General features: G+C 51.9%; 11 protein-coding genes and 2 pseudogenes. 2 read left to right on the top strand and 11 right to left on the bottom strand.

Annotation, left to right across the window (positions count from 1 at the left end; all coding sequences use genetic code 11):
- Positions 1 to 192 precede the first annotated feature (192 nt).
- The 9 genes and pseudogenes from AC2CF9_RS07040 to AC2CF9_RS07000 form a co-directional block, all read right to left on the bottom strand.
- Positions 193 to 675: pseudogene (locus AC2CF9_RS07040) on the bottom strand (NUDIX hydrolase).
- A 260-nt stretch (positions 676 to 935) separates the two neighbouring features.
- Entirely contained in the window at positions 936 to 1,202 is a 267-nt protein-coding gene (locus AC2CF9_RS07035; protein ID WP_484556608.1) for a hypothetical protein, read from the bottom strand.
- A gap of 201 nt (positions 1,203 to 1,403) precedes the next feature.
- Positions 1,404 to 1,961, bottom strand: a complete 558-nt coding sequence (locus AC2CF9_RS07030) for a histidine phosphatase family protein (protein WP_484556607.1) — start codon at positions 1,959 to 1,961, stop codon at positions 1,404 to 1,406.
- Between the two features lie 232 nt (positions 1,962 to 2,193).
- Positions 2,194 to 2,531, bottom strand: a pseudogene (locus AC2CF9_RS07025) (cupin domain-containing protein).
- Positions 2,532 to 2,698: 167 nt separating this feature from the next.
- Positions 2,699 to 2,974: a putative quinol monooxygenase gene (locus AC2CF9_RS07020; protein WP_484556606.1), complete on the bottom strand. Its 276-nt coding sequence runs from the start codon at positions 2,972 to 2,974 to the stop codon at positions 2,699 to 2,701.
- Positions 2,975 to 3,378: 404 nt separating this feature from the next.
- Entirely contained in the window at positions 3,379 to 4,296 is a 918-nt protein-coding gene (locus AC2CF9_RS07015) for a substrate-binding domain-containing protein (RefSeq protein WP_484556605.1), read from the bottom strand.
- 82 nt (positions 4,297 to 4,378) lie between these two features.
- Positions 4,379 to 5,158 carry a TIM barrel protein gene (locus AC2CF9_RS07010; RefSeq protein WP_484556604.1) on the bottom strand — a complete coding sequence of 260 codons (780 nt, stop codon included), beginning with the start codon at positions 5,156 to 5,158 and terminating at the stop codon, positions 4,379 to 4,381.
- Complete coding sequence (locus AC2CF9_RS07005; protein ID WP_484556603.1) at positions 5,158 to 6,171, bottom strand: Gfo/Idh/MocA family oxidoreductase; 1,014 nt, start codon at positions 6,169 to 6,171, stop codon at positions 5,158 to 5,160. The genes AC2CF9_RS07010 and AC2CF9_RS07005 overlap by 1 nt, the downstream gene beginning before the upstream one ends.
- A 12-nt stretch (positions 6,172 to 6,183) precedes the next feature.
- On the bottom strand, positions 6,184 to 7,632 hold the full coding sequence (locus AC2CF9_RS07000) for a sugar porter family MFS transporter (protein ID WP_484556602.1): 1,449 nt from the start codon (positions 7,630 to 7,632) through the stop codon (positions 6,184 to 6,186).
- Positions 7,633 to 7,820: 188 nt separating this feature from the next.
- Between AC2CF9_RS07000 and AC2CF9_RS06995 the strand changes: the two genes are divergently transcribed.
- Positions 7,821 to 9,782, top strand: coding sequence for a sigma-54-dependent Fis family transcriptional regulator (locus tag AC2CF9_RS06995; RefSeq protein ID WP_484556601.1), 1,962 nt, complete (start codon positions 7,821 to 7,823; stop codon positions 9,780 to 9,782).
- Positions 9,783 to 9,868: 86 nt separating this feature from the next.
- Here AC2CF9_RS06995 and AC2CF9_RS06990 read toward each other — a convergent pair whose 3' ends face one another.
- Entirely contained in the window at positions 9,869 to 10,894 is a 1,026-nt protein-coding gene (locus tag AC2CF9_RS06990; RefSeq protein ID WP_484556646.1) for a zinc-dependent alcohol dehydrogenase family protein, read from the bottom strand.
- A gap of 104 nt (positions 10,895 to 10,998) precedes the next feature.
- Here AC2CF9_RS06990 and AC2CF9_RS06985 point away from each other — a divergent pair, with 104 nt between their 5' ends.
- The gene (locus AC2CF9_RS06985; protein ID WP_484556600.1) at positions 10,999 to 11,919 is read left to right on the top strand and encodes a LysR family transcriptional regulator; all 921 of its coding nucleotides are present in this window, start codon (positions 10,999 to 11,001) and stop codon (positions 11,917 to 11,919) included.
- Positions 11,920 to 11,993: 74 nt separating this feature from the next.
- On the opposite strand, the gene AC2CF9_RS06980 is transcribed toward AC2CF9_RS06985, so the two are convergent.
- Entirely contained in the window at positions 11,994 to 12,554 is a 561-nt protein-coding gene (locus tag AC2CF9_RS06980; protein WP_223810667.1) for a DUF3916 domain-containing protein, read from the bottom strand.
- Positions 12,555 to 12,606: the final 52 nt, after the last annotated feature.

The following is a 12,606-nucleotide window of genomic DNA, read 5'->3' as shown; positions in this document are numbered from 1 at the left end:
TACTTTAATAATTTTATTTTCAACGACTTGTAATTCTGAAACGCCTAGCCGAGAACGCCTGCGGTGATGCAGTCAGAACTTTCCTACGACGCTTTCTGCAGGTCTAACTTCCGTACCTCGTACAAAGCGGCCCTTAAGCTCAGTCAGCTTGTCCCCTTTGTACCAAATGCGGACATTGGTTTTTTACCAGAATTAAGCGCCTTTCAATGCACTGAATTCAGCAGGGCTGAATGAATCTCTGCAGAGTATGTCGATAATTAAATCGTGGGGAAAGATAGTTTCGCTGGTATCTTTAAGCTCCTTTAATGTCCACCAGTGATGCTTTTTAATAACTCGATTTTCATTTTCACTCCATCCTGAGTCGTCGATATCACGCTTTTCAGCATGGATGATAAAGAAACTCTCTTCAGTAAGAACGGTCTCTCCATCAGGCAGCTGCATAGGGAAATTTCGGGATGCCACCACCGATCCAGCGGAATCTCTTGTTAATCCGGTCTCTTCCTGCAGCTCCCTGAGCGCTGCCTGTTCGAAGGATTCATTATGTTCAAGCCCACCGCCAGGCGTCGCCTAGTAGGACATGCCGCTTAATGCGTCATTTTTATGGAAAAAATTAAAGAGTAAAACATTTTTATCAGGTGAAACAATAATTAATCGAGATGACTGCCGAGTACGCATGAAGCATCCTTCTAATGCTGTTAAAAGCGGACTTCCGTTTCCATATTCAACCATAAACAGCCGCCTGAATCGTTCAGAATGAGCCCTTAAAATTTATAAGACGTTTAGTTCGTTAAACATTCACCCTGGTATGACAGAATGCGCTTCTCGCTCATAGAGAACCTTTAGTTCAGTCAGTTCGTCCGCTGAGTGCCAAAATCGGACTTTGAGTTCTAATTATCTTTTCATACAACAGGACAGTGTTTTGCAACATCACCCGATTATTTCTTCAAAGGATAAAGATGCAGGGTGTTGGCAGCCAGAGGGTATATTCCCAGCATGCGGGTTGACGCCTTCCATTCCTCCACGCTGCCATCCTCCCGGGGTATACGCCCACCCCATATGGTTATTCCTTCCGCAAGATGTGCAGGCCGACTCTGTTTCTCTTCACTGATTTCTACCGTTTCACCATTACTTAACGTGATAACCAGAGATGCGACTTCCTGAGACTGATATTCTCCGTTAGCATCTTTAAGTTCTACTTTCATTAATGTGCTCCTTTAGTGCCTCAGTGAATGTTACCCCTTACATGGCGAAAAAAGCTTTACCAACATCAAGAACGTCTGCTTCTCGCTCTCGCTCTAAGCGGCTCTTCAACTCAGCGAGCATGTCCGCTTTATGCAGAAAGCGAAACTACTGATTTTCAATGTCTGGAAGCTCTGGATGTGCACTCAACCCGATATCATTAATTACTGAAGTCTGTAGATACTCGCGTTCCAGTAACCATTACCCTGACAACGAGATTCTTTAAAACCCAGCGCCATCAGTTCCCTTGCAATTAGCTGATTCATCACCCCATGTCCCATAAGAAGCACAGGCCCGTCGGATGCTTTTGCCAACCCGACGAGGCTATTCGCAGCCTGAGCAGCACGTTGCTTAGCTTTTCCCACACGCTCCACATTACGGGACAGGCCGCTTAGCCACATAACGCGAAAAAAAGCAGCCCACACGGCTGGAGATAACCTGAAACCGGGCAGGTGAAATACCGGCAAATCTGCTTCCCTGAACACCTCATCAATAACCTCCGGTTCAAGCCCTAATGCTTTCAGGGAAGAAAGTGCTCTGGGAAGAGGGCTACTTATGATTCGCGATGCGCTGACCGCTAATGATTTGCTGGAATCGGGCGGTGTATCTTCTCCTGTATCAGAACGGTCATATTCTGCAATCCAGTTGCACATTTCACGGCTCGTTACTTTCGCAGAAGCTGTAAAAGCGGGCTTTCCATGACGCATTAAAATAATTTCCATACAGAACTTCTTATTTATTGTCCTAATGTCCGCTTCTCACTCAAAGCGGAGATGACTAAACCTGAATGCACTCATCAATGGCGAGCCGTTGACAGTGCATAGCCATGCACTCCATCGAAATCTTCAGGCTGTTTTTCATCGGATGGCAAAGGTGCCGGAAATGCCCTTTACGCCTTTAAAAGGCTCCGGGGCGTTTTGAGTAGCGCAACCAGAAATGTTTTTTAAGACACAGTCAGGTAAGGTCTGTTCGATCTCCGCGCGGTGTTGGATGTGAAATGACGATAAATTCGATTGCGGAATCCGTGTCATTTCTGGCCTGATGCTTTGACCCAGGGGGGATCTCGATGCCCTGCTGAGCGACAATTCGATGCGCTTTTCCTTCCAGCTCCATGGTCAACACACCATCCAGAACGAAAAAAAACTGTCTGGATACCGAATGGTAGTGTCGCTTTTCACATGTTTCCGGCGGCATCTTTTCGTGAATAATCAGCATGTCTTGCCGGTTTACCAGATACCAGCCATCGCACTTATCACCCCAAACATAATGCTCAGCTTATCCTTAGAGATCATTCGTTTTTACCTGTTAATTGCTTAAGAATTTTGAGCCTGATGTACTGTTATACTTTGAGAACTCTTGGATTCGTAACAGGGTTGTTGTTTCGAATATAGCTGTATCTGCAAATGTGAAAAAGCCGCTGAGTAGCGGCCTTTTATGAATGTATCGTGATTCGGTAAGGTTACTCAATTTCTGAGATTTCATACTCTCTGGCGATCGCGCTGGTTTTTCTTCCCCAGACCGAAGCCCTGGTTCTTTTCTGATGGGCGCCAAAAGTAGCCCGGTTTGTGAATAGCTCTTCGACGGTCCATATCAGGGGGTCTGCTGTTTCAGTAACCTCAAATGATACGCATCCGATTTCTTGCCTGGTCAGTTGCTTGTGTTCAGGAAGGTACTGGCGAACAAGATCCGCTTCTTCTGCACTTTTACACACTAAACGACCCGTCAGTTTAATCATTATCATCCCGTTATTTTCATGCGGTTTTATCGAGTATCCCAGCGATGAAGCTACACCAAACCGTTGAGAAAAAGAAACCGGTCAGTATCAGCAGCACCGCGCCGTGCTTGCCTGGTAGTCATCTCTGAGCCCTGATACGGTAGTTTGAGACTGATACGCAGGGAATCCCCTGCGGATAACCGTTATTCTGCGGCTTTAACTTCTGCGTATTTTTTTTCCGGATGTATCCTGAACCAGATGGCATACATAGCAGGCATGAAAACCAGCGTAATAAGGGTTCCGGCAAAGGTTCCGCCAATCAGCGTGTAGGCGAGCACTCCCCAGAAAACCGATGCAGCTGTGGTCTTAACGGGCGTGAAGGATTTTGCCAGGCCGTGCTGTGCCGTACCTGACAGAATAGGATCTCAGTTAGCAGCAGAAAATGCAGGGTAGTTTTCAGGTGTGATAAGCTGGTAAGGCACCCAGTTAAGCGTCTCTGCTTTCTGCTTATTCAGCAATGCTTTTACCACCTGAACTGAGCCGGTGGCCTGCCCTCTGGCATCCTGAAATATAGTCAGCGCCATTTTGCCGTTTTTGATGAACTGCTGACCATCAGGTGTTCCGTCAATGCCGGCAACAAGAATTTTTTCGTTCTTTGCCTGACTCAGAGCCATGATGGCGCCTATGGCCATTTCATCATTATTGGCGGCGATAGCGTCAATCGGACGCTGGTTCAGCAGCCAGCCTGAAACAACGTCTACGGCTTCATTGCGCTGCCATTTTGCCGTCTGCTTTTCAGTGACTTTCATATCCTTATATTTGGCTATGACTGCTTCTGCGGCACGGGTCCGTTCGCGCGCTTCTTCATTTGACAGCGCCCCCATCAGAATAGCTACGTTACCTTTGTAATTCATTTTTTTAGCCAGGGCCTCCATCTGCATTTCGCCGCCCAGCGCCGAATCTGAACCAACATAGGCCATACCGGCAGGCAGTTTCACTTCAGGCTTACGGTTAACGAAGACCAGCGGAATACCGGCGCTTTTTGCCGCGTTGATCATCGGCAATACACCCTGGGTATCGACCGGATTCAGGATGATGGCGTCCACACCCTGATTGATAAAATCATCCACCTGCTGAACCTGCAGCGCCACATCCCCTTTTGCATCAACAAACTGTCCGTTAAGCTGGTTTGCTTTAAGCTCCTGCTGCATCCGGGTACGCAGGATAGAGACAAAATTAAGGTCAAAGTTAGCCAGCGCCACTCCCACGGTGAAAGTTTTGGCGTTCACGCTCACGCTGAGCGCCAGCGAAAACAGGCAAAGCAGAAAGTTTCTGATATTCATAATCTATTCCTGTAGGGATTAGGGTCGTTTTTTTAGGAAATAGTTACCGTCGGGTAACAGGCAAATACCCGACGGACAACGCTTACAACATAAAGTGGTCCCGGAACTGCTGAAGCGCCGTTGTGCTGTCACCGCTTGCCCAGCCCTCCAGCGCAACGGTTCCGTGATAATTCATCTCCTGCAGCGTGCGAGCGATGGCGCGATAGTTGATTTCACCTGTACCAGGCTGCTGACGACCCGGTACATCAGCCACCTGAATCTCGCCGATTGCCGGACCACAGCGCCGCAGCAGCGCGATCAGATTGCCTTCACCGATTTGTGCATGGTAGAGATCCAGATTCATTTTCAGCGCCGGGCTGCTGATCGCTTCCACCAGCGCCAGCGTATCGGCCGCAAGGGCAAACGGCGTGCCCGGATGGTCAACCGGTAAATTGAGGTTTTCGAGTGTGAATACCCGTCCGGCACGCTCACCGAGTTGCGCCACGCGCCGCAGCGTATCTGCGGCCTGCAGCCACATTGCGCCGGTCACTGTGGTTACAGGTTTAACCGGCAGACCTCGCTCATCAAGGCCGGTACCGTGCAGATTGAGTACCGGGCAGTTGAGCCGTTCAGCCACTGCCAGCGAGAGTTCAGCGCTCTGAAGCAGCTGCTGGATTTCTGCTTCATCAGTTAAATTACCGCTCAGATAGCCGGTCATTGAGGTAAAACGCGCGCCGGTCGCTGCCAGCGCCTCAATGTCCTTATTCGCCCATCCCCAGATTTCGACACCGAAACCGAGCTCGTGAATACGTTTTACGCGCTCAATAAATGACAGCTCAGGAAACACCATTTCAGCGCAGACGGAAAGCTGATAACCGGCCATCAGCGTTCTCCCAGCCTGACGGGCTGATTACGCTGAACCGACTCAATACAGGCCAGCGCAATCTCCAGCGCATTGCGTGCATCTTCACCGGTGGCACGGGGCGTCTCACCGCTGCGGATGCAGCGGGCAAACTCAGTCATTTCCGCAACGTATGCCTCCCGCAACAGGTCCGAGTCCAGACGCGATGTATCAACTTCAATACCACTGGCGGTGTAGCGTACGCAGTGATTGGCATTAATATGACCCGCCTGCAGCATGCCTTTACTGCCAAACACCTCACCGCGTACGTCATAGCCATACACCGCCTGAAAGTTAGCCTCAGCGATGGCAATAGCGCCATTATCGAAGCGAATCGTTACCACCGAGGTATCCAGCAGCCCCTTATCTTTGAAATCCGGACGCACCAGCGCATCAGCCAGCGCGTACACTTCAACTGGCTTTGCGCCGTGATTGAAATACAGCAGCGTGTCAAAGTCGTGAATAAGCGTTTCAAGGAAAATGGTCCATTGCGGGATCGGTGCCGGATCGTGCAGACCAGGATCACGCGTAACCGAGCGGCTGAGTTGAGTGGTGCCGTTCTCACCGTTTTTTACGGCTGCAATTGCCGCCGCAAACCCGGAGTCAAAGCGACGGTTGAAGCCCACCTGTAACACCACACCTGCCTGCTTCGCCGCGGCAATCGCGCGGTCCGCCTCTTCCAGCGTAACGGCCATGGGTTTTTCACAAAAAACATGCTTACCGGCATTCGCCGCAGCAATCACCCATTCGGCATGAGTGCGTGCCGGCGCGGCGATAGCGATGGCATCAATCTCTGTATCCTGCAGAAGCGCATGCAGATCGCTGTACGCTTTGCTGACGCCCAGACGACTTGCCAGTTTTTCTGCGGCGCCCGCAAAGGGATCGGCAACGGCCGCAAGAGTGGCGCCGGGTACACGATACGCCAGGTTTTCAGCATGGAAGCTGCCCATGCGCCCTGCGCCAATTAACCCTACACGGACTGTTTGCTGGTTCATAAAGACTCCTTGTTATTTCGCTTTTGCCCACGCGGGCGAAGAAGGTTTTTGATCGTGTCGCTGCGCCTGTCCGGCGAAACGACGGGATTTGGAGAGCATCAGCGGCTCGATATGCTCAAGAGAAACACCCCGGGTTTCCGGTAAAAACCGGCGAACAAACCAGAACGCCACCAGGCATCCCACCGCGCACAACATCAGCGGGAAAGCGCCGTGGAAGTTATCCATCAGCACCCGACTGCGGTTCATCATGGGAAAGCTCTGGGTAACGATGAAATTTGCGAGATACATGGAGGCAAACGCAAAGCCCATCGCCACTGCACGGATACGGTTTGGAAAGATTTCAGAGATAAGCAGCCAGGCGCCGAGGCTCCATGACATGCCAAAAATAAGGATGAAAGCGACAAGACCCGCTATCGGCAGGAGCCCGCCCGCCTCAGTGATAAATGCCCAGGCTGTAAAGATCAGACAGAATGCACATCCGAGCGCTCCCCAGCGCAGCAGCGGCGTCCGTCCTGTGCGGTCAATGGTGCTCAGGCAAATCGCCACGCCTGCAAGAAGCGCCAGCCCAAGAAAAATACTCTGAAACAGGGAGGCCTGCGTACTTGCAGTAATATTTTGCAGCAGCGACGGTGCGTAATAGAGAAGGATGTTGATACCGGATATCTGTTGCAACACGGCAATGGCGCAACCAATCAACAGAATGTAGCGGACGCGTGCATCACGCAGGATGCTGCGCTGGCCGGGGGAGGCACTATCGTGCTGGCTGGCCGCCAGGATCTCCTGCAGCAGTCGTTCAGCATGCTGCGCATTTGACAGGCGGGTCAGCACCTCACGGGCGCGCTCTGTTTTGCCATTAAGCGCCAGCCAGCGCGGCGACTCCGGCATAAAGGGCACCAGCAGCAGGAACAGGGCGCAGGGTATTACGCCGGAGGCCAGCATCCAGCGCCAGCCTTCACTGACAATCCACTGATGCGGCATACCGCGCGCAATCAGGTAGTTAACGATATAGACCGCTACCTGTCCGCCAACCATCAGCATCTGCTGCAGGCCGAGCATGCGCCCGCGTAAATCTTTGGGTGATACCTCTGCAATGTATAAGGGCGTAATGGCCGACGCCATTCCTACCGCCAGACCGCCCAGCAGCCGCCAGACAACAAATCCGGTCAGAGAACTGGCCAGCGCTGAGCCTATTGCTGAGAGCACGAAGAGGATGGCGGTCACGATTAGCGTGGATTTGCGCCCGATACGATCGGAAATAAAACCTACACCCCATGCACCAGCGATACACCCGATAATGACATTTGACACCGCCCAGCCGCTTTCCCACGGCGTTAATGCCAGATGCTCGGTCAGCGGATCGATCACGCCGGAGATTACCGAAGCGTCATAACTTAGAATCACACCGCTGAGCGAGGCAATGGAACAGATATACAAAATCAGGCGTAAATTATGTTTGCGCATAGCGGCTTAATTTCCTTCTGCAGTCGGGATCATGACGTTGAATCTCCTATTGCAAAGCCGATGCCAACAAAAACCCGCCTGATTTTGTGAGGATCCGCACAGCTATAGCTCACAAAGTGGAAACAAAATTTACATGTCAACTTAACATGTCAATAAAATGGACATTCCATTTAGCGAGGGGGATGTGCGTGAAACAGCAGCGGTTATTAAGAGATGAGAGCGATGCAATTTTCAGCCTGCCAGACAGAGCAGACGCTGATAGTTGGGACGCATTGTTATGGCAGAGCTGGCAACGTTTTATTCAGGGTGAACAACCGCCAGCGGTACGGCGTAGCATTCTGCAGTCATGGCAGCGTTCGCAACAGCGGGCTATCGATCCCTGCAGCTTTATCTATACTGCTCCGCCAGCGAGTGAGCTGAACGCCATTCTTGAACATAATGCCGAACTGATTCTGGTCGCGCGCAGTATTATGGAAAATCTGCTGGCTTATAATCCGGACGGCCATATCAACCTCACTGATGCGCAGGGCGTCACGCTGCATTATTGCGGCGCCGATCTGACCCCGGTTGGCAGCATTCTGCGCGAAGAGGTATTAGGAACTAACTGCACTGCGCGATGCCTGATCGAACAACGGCTGGTCTACGTACTGAGCGGAGAGAACTGGAAACTCGATCTGCGCAGACGCAGCCGACAGTGTGCGGCAGCACCAGTCCGCGATGCCGGCGGGCAACTGATCGGTGTGCTCACTCTCACCGCTACGCCAGATAACTTCAACGCGCATACGCTTGGTACAGTGCAGGCGGCAGCGGACGCTGTCGGGCAACAGCTGACGCTGCGCCGTCTGCTGGCAGAACAGCAGTCCATTCTGGAAACGCTGAATGAGGGGGTGATTGTCTGCGATAAGCAGGGCCGTATTAAGACGCTTAACCGTTATGCACGCCAGATTTTCAGCGATCCTGACCCGCAGGATACGCCAATTGATGCTCTGCTAAAGCCGCAGGGTGGATCGCTGCTGACCATGCCTTTCTGTAATGACCGTGAACTGCAGTTTATGCCGGAAGGCGTTCCCCCCTTCTCCTGCCTGATTTCCCTGATGCCGGCACCGGATGGCGGACGCGTGTTATCTCTGCGTGAAAATCAGCGCATCCGCGCTATCACCCGCCGGATGATGGGCGTAAGTGCCAGTTACACCTTTGAGATGATCCGCGGGCACGCCCCTCGCCTGCAGCAGGCAATTCAGAAAGCGCGTACCAGCAGCCGCACTGACAGTACGGTGCTGCTCAGCGGTGAAAGCGGGACCGGCAAAGAGCTGTTTGCTCAGGCCATTCACAACGCCAGCCCGCGGCGGCAGGAGGCATTTATTGCTATCAACTGCGGCGCCCTGCCGCGCGATCTGGTACAGAGTGAACTGTTTGGTTACGCAGATGGCGCCTTTACAGGTTCACGTCGTGGTGGTTCTGCAGGCAAGTTTGAACTGGCGGACGGTGGCACTCTGTTTCTGGATGAGATCGGCGAGATGCCGCTTGAGGCACAAACCAGTCTGCTGCGCGTGCTGCAGGAGAACGAAGTTCAGCGTATCGGGGCGGCGCAGCCAGTAAAAGTCAACGTGCGGATTATTGCGGCAACACATTGCAATCTGCTCGAAGCCGCAGAGAAAGGCGCTTTCCGGCGCGATCTTTATTATCGCCTGAACGTGATCTCATTAAATATTCCACCGCTGCGTGAGCGTCGTGAAGACATTCCGGAACTCGTTAACGCATTCATTCGGGCACTGTGCGCGCGTCTGAAACGCACGCCTCCTGTGGTCATGCCTGACGCGATGACGAACCTGCAGTCCCGGGAGTGGCCAGGCAATGTGCGTGAGCTGGAAAATGTCGTCGAACGCCTGGTCAACTTATGTGAAGGTTTAGAGATTACCTGTGCAGATCTACCCGACTCGCTGCAGGAGATGACCGCCGCTTATGTGAGTGGGGAGGAGCTTTCCTCGCTACAGAATCTGGAACGCACGCACATTATTCAGGTGTTAGAAGAGCAGAAGGGAAACCTGCGTCAGTCTGCACAACAGCTCGGGATCTCCCGGACAGCGCTTTATAACAAGCTTAATGCGTGGCAGGTTGATTATCGCGCACTCAGAAAACGTCCTCACTGAGCGCAGCGAACGGGAAAATTTTCGTTTCCGTCAGGCCTGCAGGATGCATTGCAGGCCCTGAATTCATCTTTAACGAAGCGCGGTTTTTAAATCACGCTAATCACAACTTTCCCGAATGCACCCTGTTCCAGATGTTCCAGCGCCTCCGGCAGCTGGTCGAATGAATAACTCTTATCGATAACCGGCTTTAAGTTAATCTCATCAATGGCTCTGACAAAATCCTCAAGAGCCCGACGATGCCCTACCCCAATGCCCTGCAGCGTCGGAGATTTCAGCAGAAGCAGAGCGCCGGATGCAGAAACATCGTGCGTGTCCATCATGCCAATCAGCGAGATACGACCGTGCGAAGCCACTGCGCGAACTGAATCGGCAACATTGCGCCCTCCGACCGTATCGATAACGTGATCTATTCCCCTTTCACTGGTCAGGCGGTATACGGCCTCCACCCAGTCCTCTTTCTTCCGGTTAATGCCGTGATCCGCGCCCAGCCTGTTTGCGGCTGCAAGCTTCTCATCGCTGGATGAGGTGACAAACACCTGCGCCCCCATGGCTTTTGCAATCTGCAGTGCAAACAGCGATACGCCACCCGTCCCCTGAACCAGCACGCTTTCACCGGCGCGCAGGCCGCCACGTTCAACCAGGGCAACCCATGCCGTCAGGCCTGCACAAACCAATGTGCTGGCTTCAGCATCAGTAAGCGTCCGGGGCGCGCGAACAAGCCACGCCTCATTCATGACCACATACTCAGCCATTACGCCCTGGAGAGCGTAACCGAGCGAGTTGTATTCAGGGTTTTTAGCATTATTGACTGGGCGACCCTCGATCCACTCTGCATTGAAAGATGAAATAACTCGATCGCCTGCGCTGAAACGGGTAGCCCCCGTCCCCACGGCTTCAACCACACCCGCCATATCAGAGCCTGGTGTGAGCGGCATCGTCATCTCATTACCCATTTTTCCTTCGATAATGGCGTTATCGCGGAAATTCAAAGAGAGGGCCTGTACACGGACCAGCACTTCATACGGGCCTGGCTGAGGAATATCTGTGTGCGTGAGCTTCAGGTTCTGACGCCCTGTTTTGTCCAGGCTCCAGCGTTTCATCAAGCGTTTCATTGCGACTCCTTTTGGGTTGGAACGATAGAGCATCATTCTTACATTGCCTGTGCATTGACAGTGGCGATAATATTTCCCTCTATTGATTCCTGTCAGGCGACAATATGAAAAGTGAAATGAGCGGCATTCCGGTTTTTGTGGCTGCTGCTGAGTCAGCAAGTTTTTCTCAGGCCGCCGAAAAATTGCACCTCACGCGTTCGGCCGTAGCAAAAACCATCGGCCGGCTGGAGGGCAGGCTGGGCGTGACGCTTTTCAGCCGCACAACCCGTCGTCAGACGCTGACGGATGAAGGCACGCTCTACTATGAATTCTGCCGTCGGGCGCTGGATGAAATCAGAATGGCAGAGGAGATGCTGGAAGGCGGCAAACTGCAGGCAAGCGGAAAGTTACGAGTTTCCGTGCCGGTTTTGTTCGGACATTTTTGTGTGGCACCGCTTTTAGCCGCGCTGGCAAAAGAGCATCCCGGGCTGGCACTGGAAATATCTTTCAGCGATCGGCAGGTCGACCTGTCGGCAGAGGGTTTTGATATGGCTGTCAGGATTGGCATGCTGGATAACAGCGTTAGCCTGATAGCCCGCCAGCTGACCTCTCACGCCATGGTTTTATGTGCATCACCCGCATATTTACGTGAAGCGGGAGAACCTGCCTTTCCGGAGGATCTGCAGCAGCATGCCGCGATTGCCTACCTCAGTGCAGGACGTATTCTTAAATGGCGTATAAAAAATAGTGATAAAGGGATTTATGAAATGACGCCATCCGCCCGGCTGATAATGGATGACATGCAGGGGATAAGAGATAGTGCCGTTGCAGGAGGAGGAATCGCCTGGCTGCCTGACTGGCTTGTGCGGGAGCAGCTTATCAATGGCAATCTGGTACAGGTGTTAAAAAACTGCTCTTCTGAAAGACAGCCGGTCTATGCCGTATGGCCGCAAATGCCTTATCTTGCTCTTAAGGTCAGGCTGGCGGTAGATAAACTGGTGAGCGAACTGCCCGCTATGCTCTCTGGTGCTGAAGATCCGATCTGATGTTCGCTCACGCCGTCTGTATGGCTGGTTTTTGGCAGAAGCGGACGTTCATTTAGATATTAATCACAGCGCTATTACATGACCTGACCATAATACCAACGCTCTCCGGTGAACCATTCATCACGATCCTCACTCCCATAGTATTCGAGCGTAATACCCAATTCCTGCACATTAGCTGGAAGAGTGAGCCCCCACTCAGCAGCCAGGCTGCGCTCTTTAATCAAAGCGGAGGCACCATTTTCAGAACGGTCTTCAGTAATAAAGCTTTGGTAATAGGCTTCTGAACGATAGAGACAGATTTCGCTTGTAAACATATCCGGAAGGCATATAACCGCAGTAATCCGGGGGCTGTAGTTCATACCAGCAGTTGCCGTTATAAGATTTGAACAAGCACTAATCATGGCTTGCGCGCAATCTGCTTTAGTTTTAAGTGTGCTGTACTTTCCCTGAACAAGATTAATCTCTACCGGGATTTTGAAATTCCAGTAATGCTCATTTTCTGAAAACACGCTTCGTTGAGGGTTATGAAATGTATCAGCCCAACGTTTAAGAGCTTTCAAGCGGCGTGGAATATTTCTGACTTTGGTTCGATGATCTCTGTTAAGCCGTCTGCTCATGAGTATTTTAATTTTCACCCTTTCAAATGATTCAGGCTGTGTGCAGCTAATCGTTAAGCATTAATATAAC

Source organism: Pantoea sp. SYBGC1, from assembly GCF_057197005.1.
Note: the sequence above shows the minus strand (reverse complement) of the source record. Positions and strands in the feature narration are given on the sequence as shown.

What these genes read in the sequence shown, in the direction of transcription:
- AC2CF9_RS07035 (WP_484556608.1), bottom strand. Translation starts at nt 1,202, where the DNA reads ATGAAAGTAGAACTTAAAGATGCTAACGGAGAATATCAGTCTCAGGAA.
- AC2CF9_RS07030 (WP_484556607.1), bottom strand. Translation starts at nt 1,961, where the DNA reads ATGGAAATTATTTTAATGCGTCATGGAAAGCCCGCTTTTACAGCTTCT.
- AC2CF9_RS07020 (WP_484556606.1), bottom strand. Translation starts at nt 2,974, where the DNA reads ATGATTAAACTGACGGGTCGTTTAGTGTGTAAAAGTGCAGAAGAAGCG.
- AC2CF9_RS07015 (WP_484556605.1), bottom strand. Translation starts at nt 4,296, where the DNA reads ATGAATATCAGAAACTTTCTGCTTTGCCTGTTTTCGCTGGCGCTCAGC.
- AC2CF9_RS07010 (WP_484556604.1), bottom strand. Translation starts at nt 5,158, where the DNA reads ATGGCCGGTTATCAGCTTTCCGTCTGCGCTGAAATGGTGTTTCCTGAG.
- AC2CF9_RS07005 (WP_484556603.1), bottom strand. Translation starts at nt 6,171, where the DNA reads ATGAACCAGCAAACAGTCCGTGTAGGGTTAATTGGCGCAGGGCGCATG.
- AC2CF9_RS07000 (WP_484556602.1), bottom strand. Translation starts at nt 7,632, where the DNA reads ATGCGCAAACATAATTTACGCCTGATTTTGTATATCTGTTCCATTGCC.
- AC2CF9_RS06990 (WP_484556646.1), bottom strand. Translation starts at nt 10,894, where the DNA reads ATGAAACGCTTGATGAAACGCTGGAGCCTGGACAAAACAGGGCGTCAG.
- AC2CF9_RS06985 (WP_484556600.1), top strand. Translation starts at nt 10,999, where the DNA reads ATGAAAAGTGAAATGAGCGGCATTCCGGTTTTTGTGGCTGCTGCTGAG.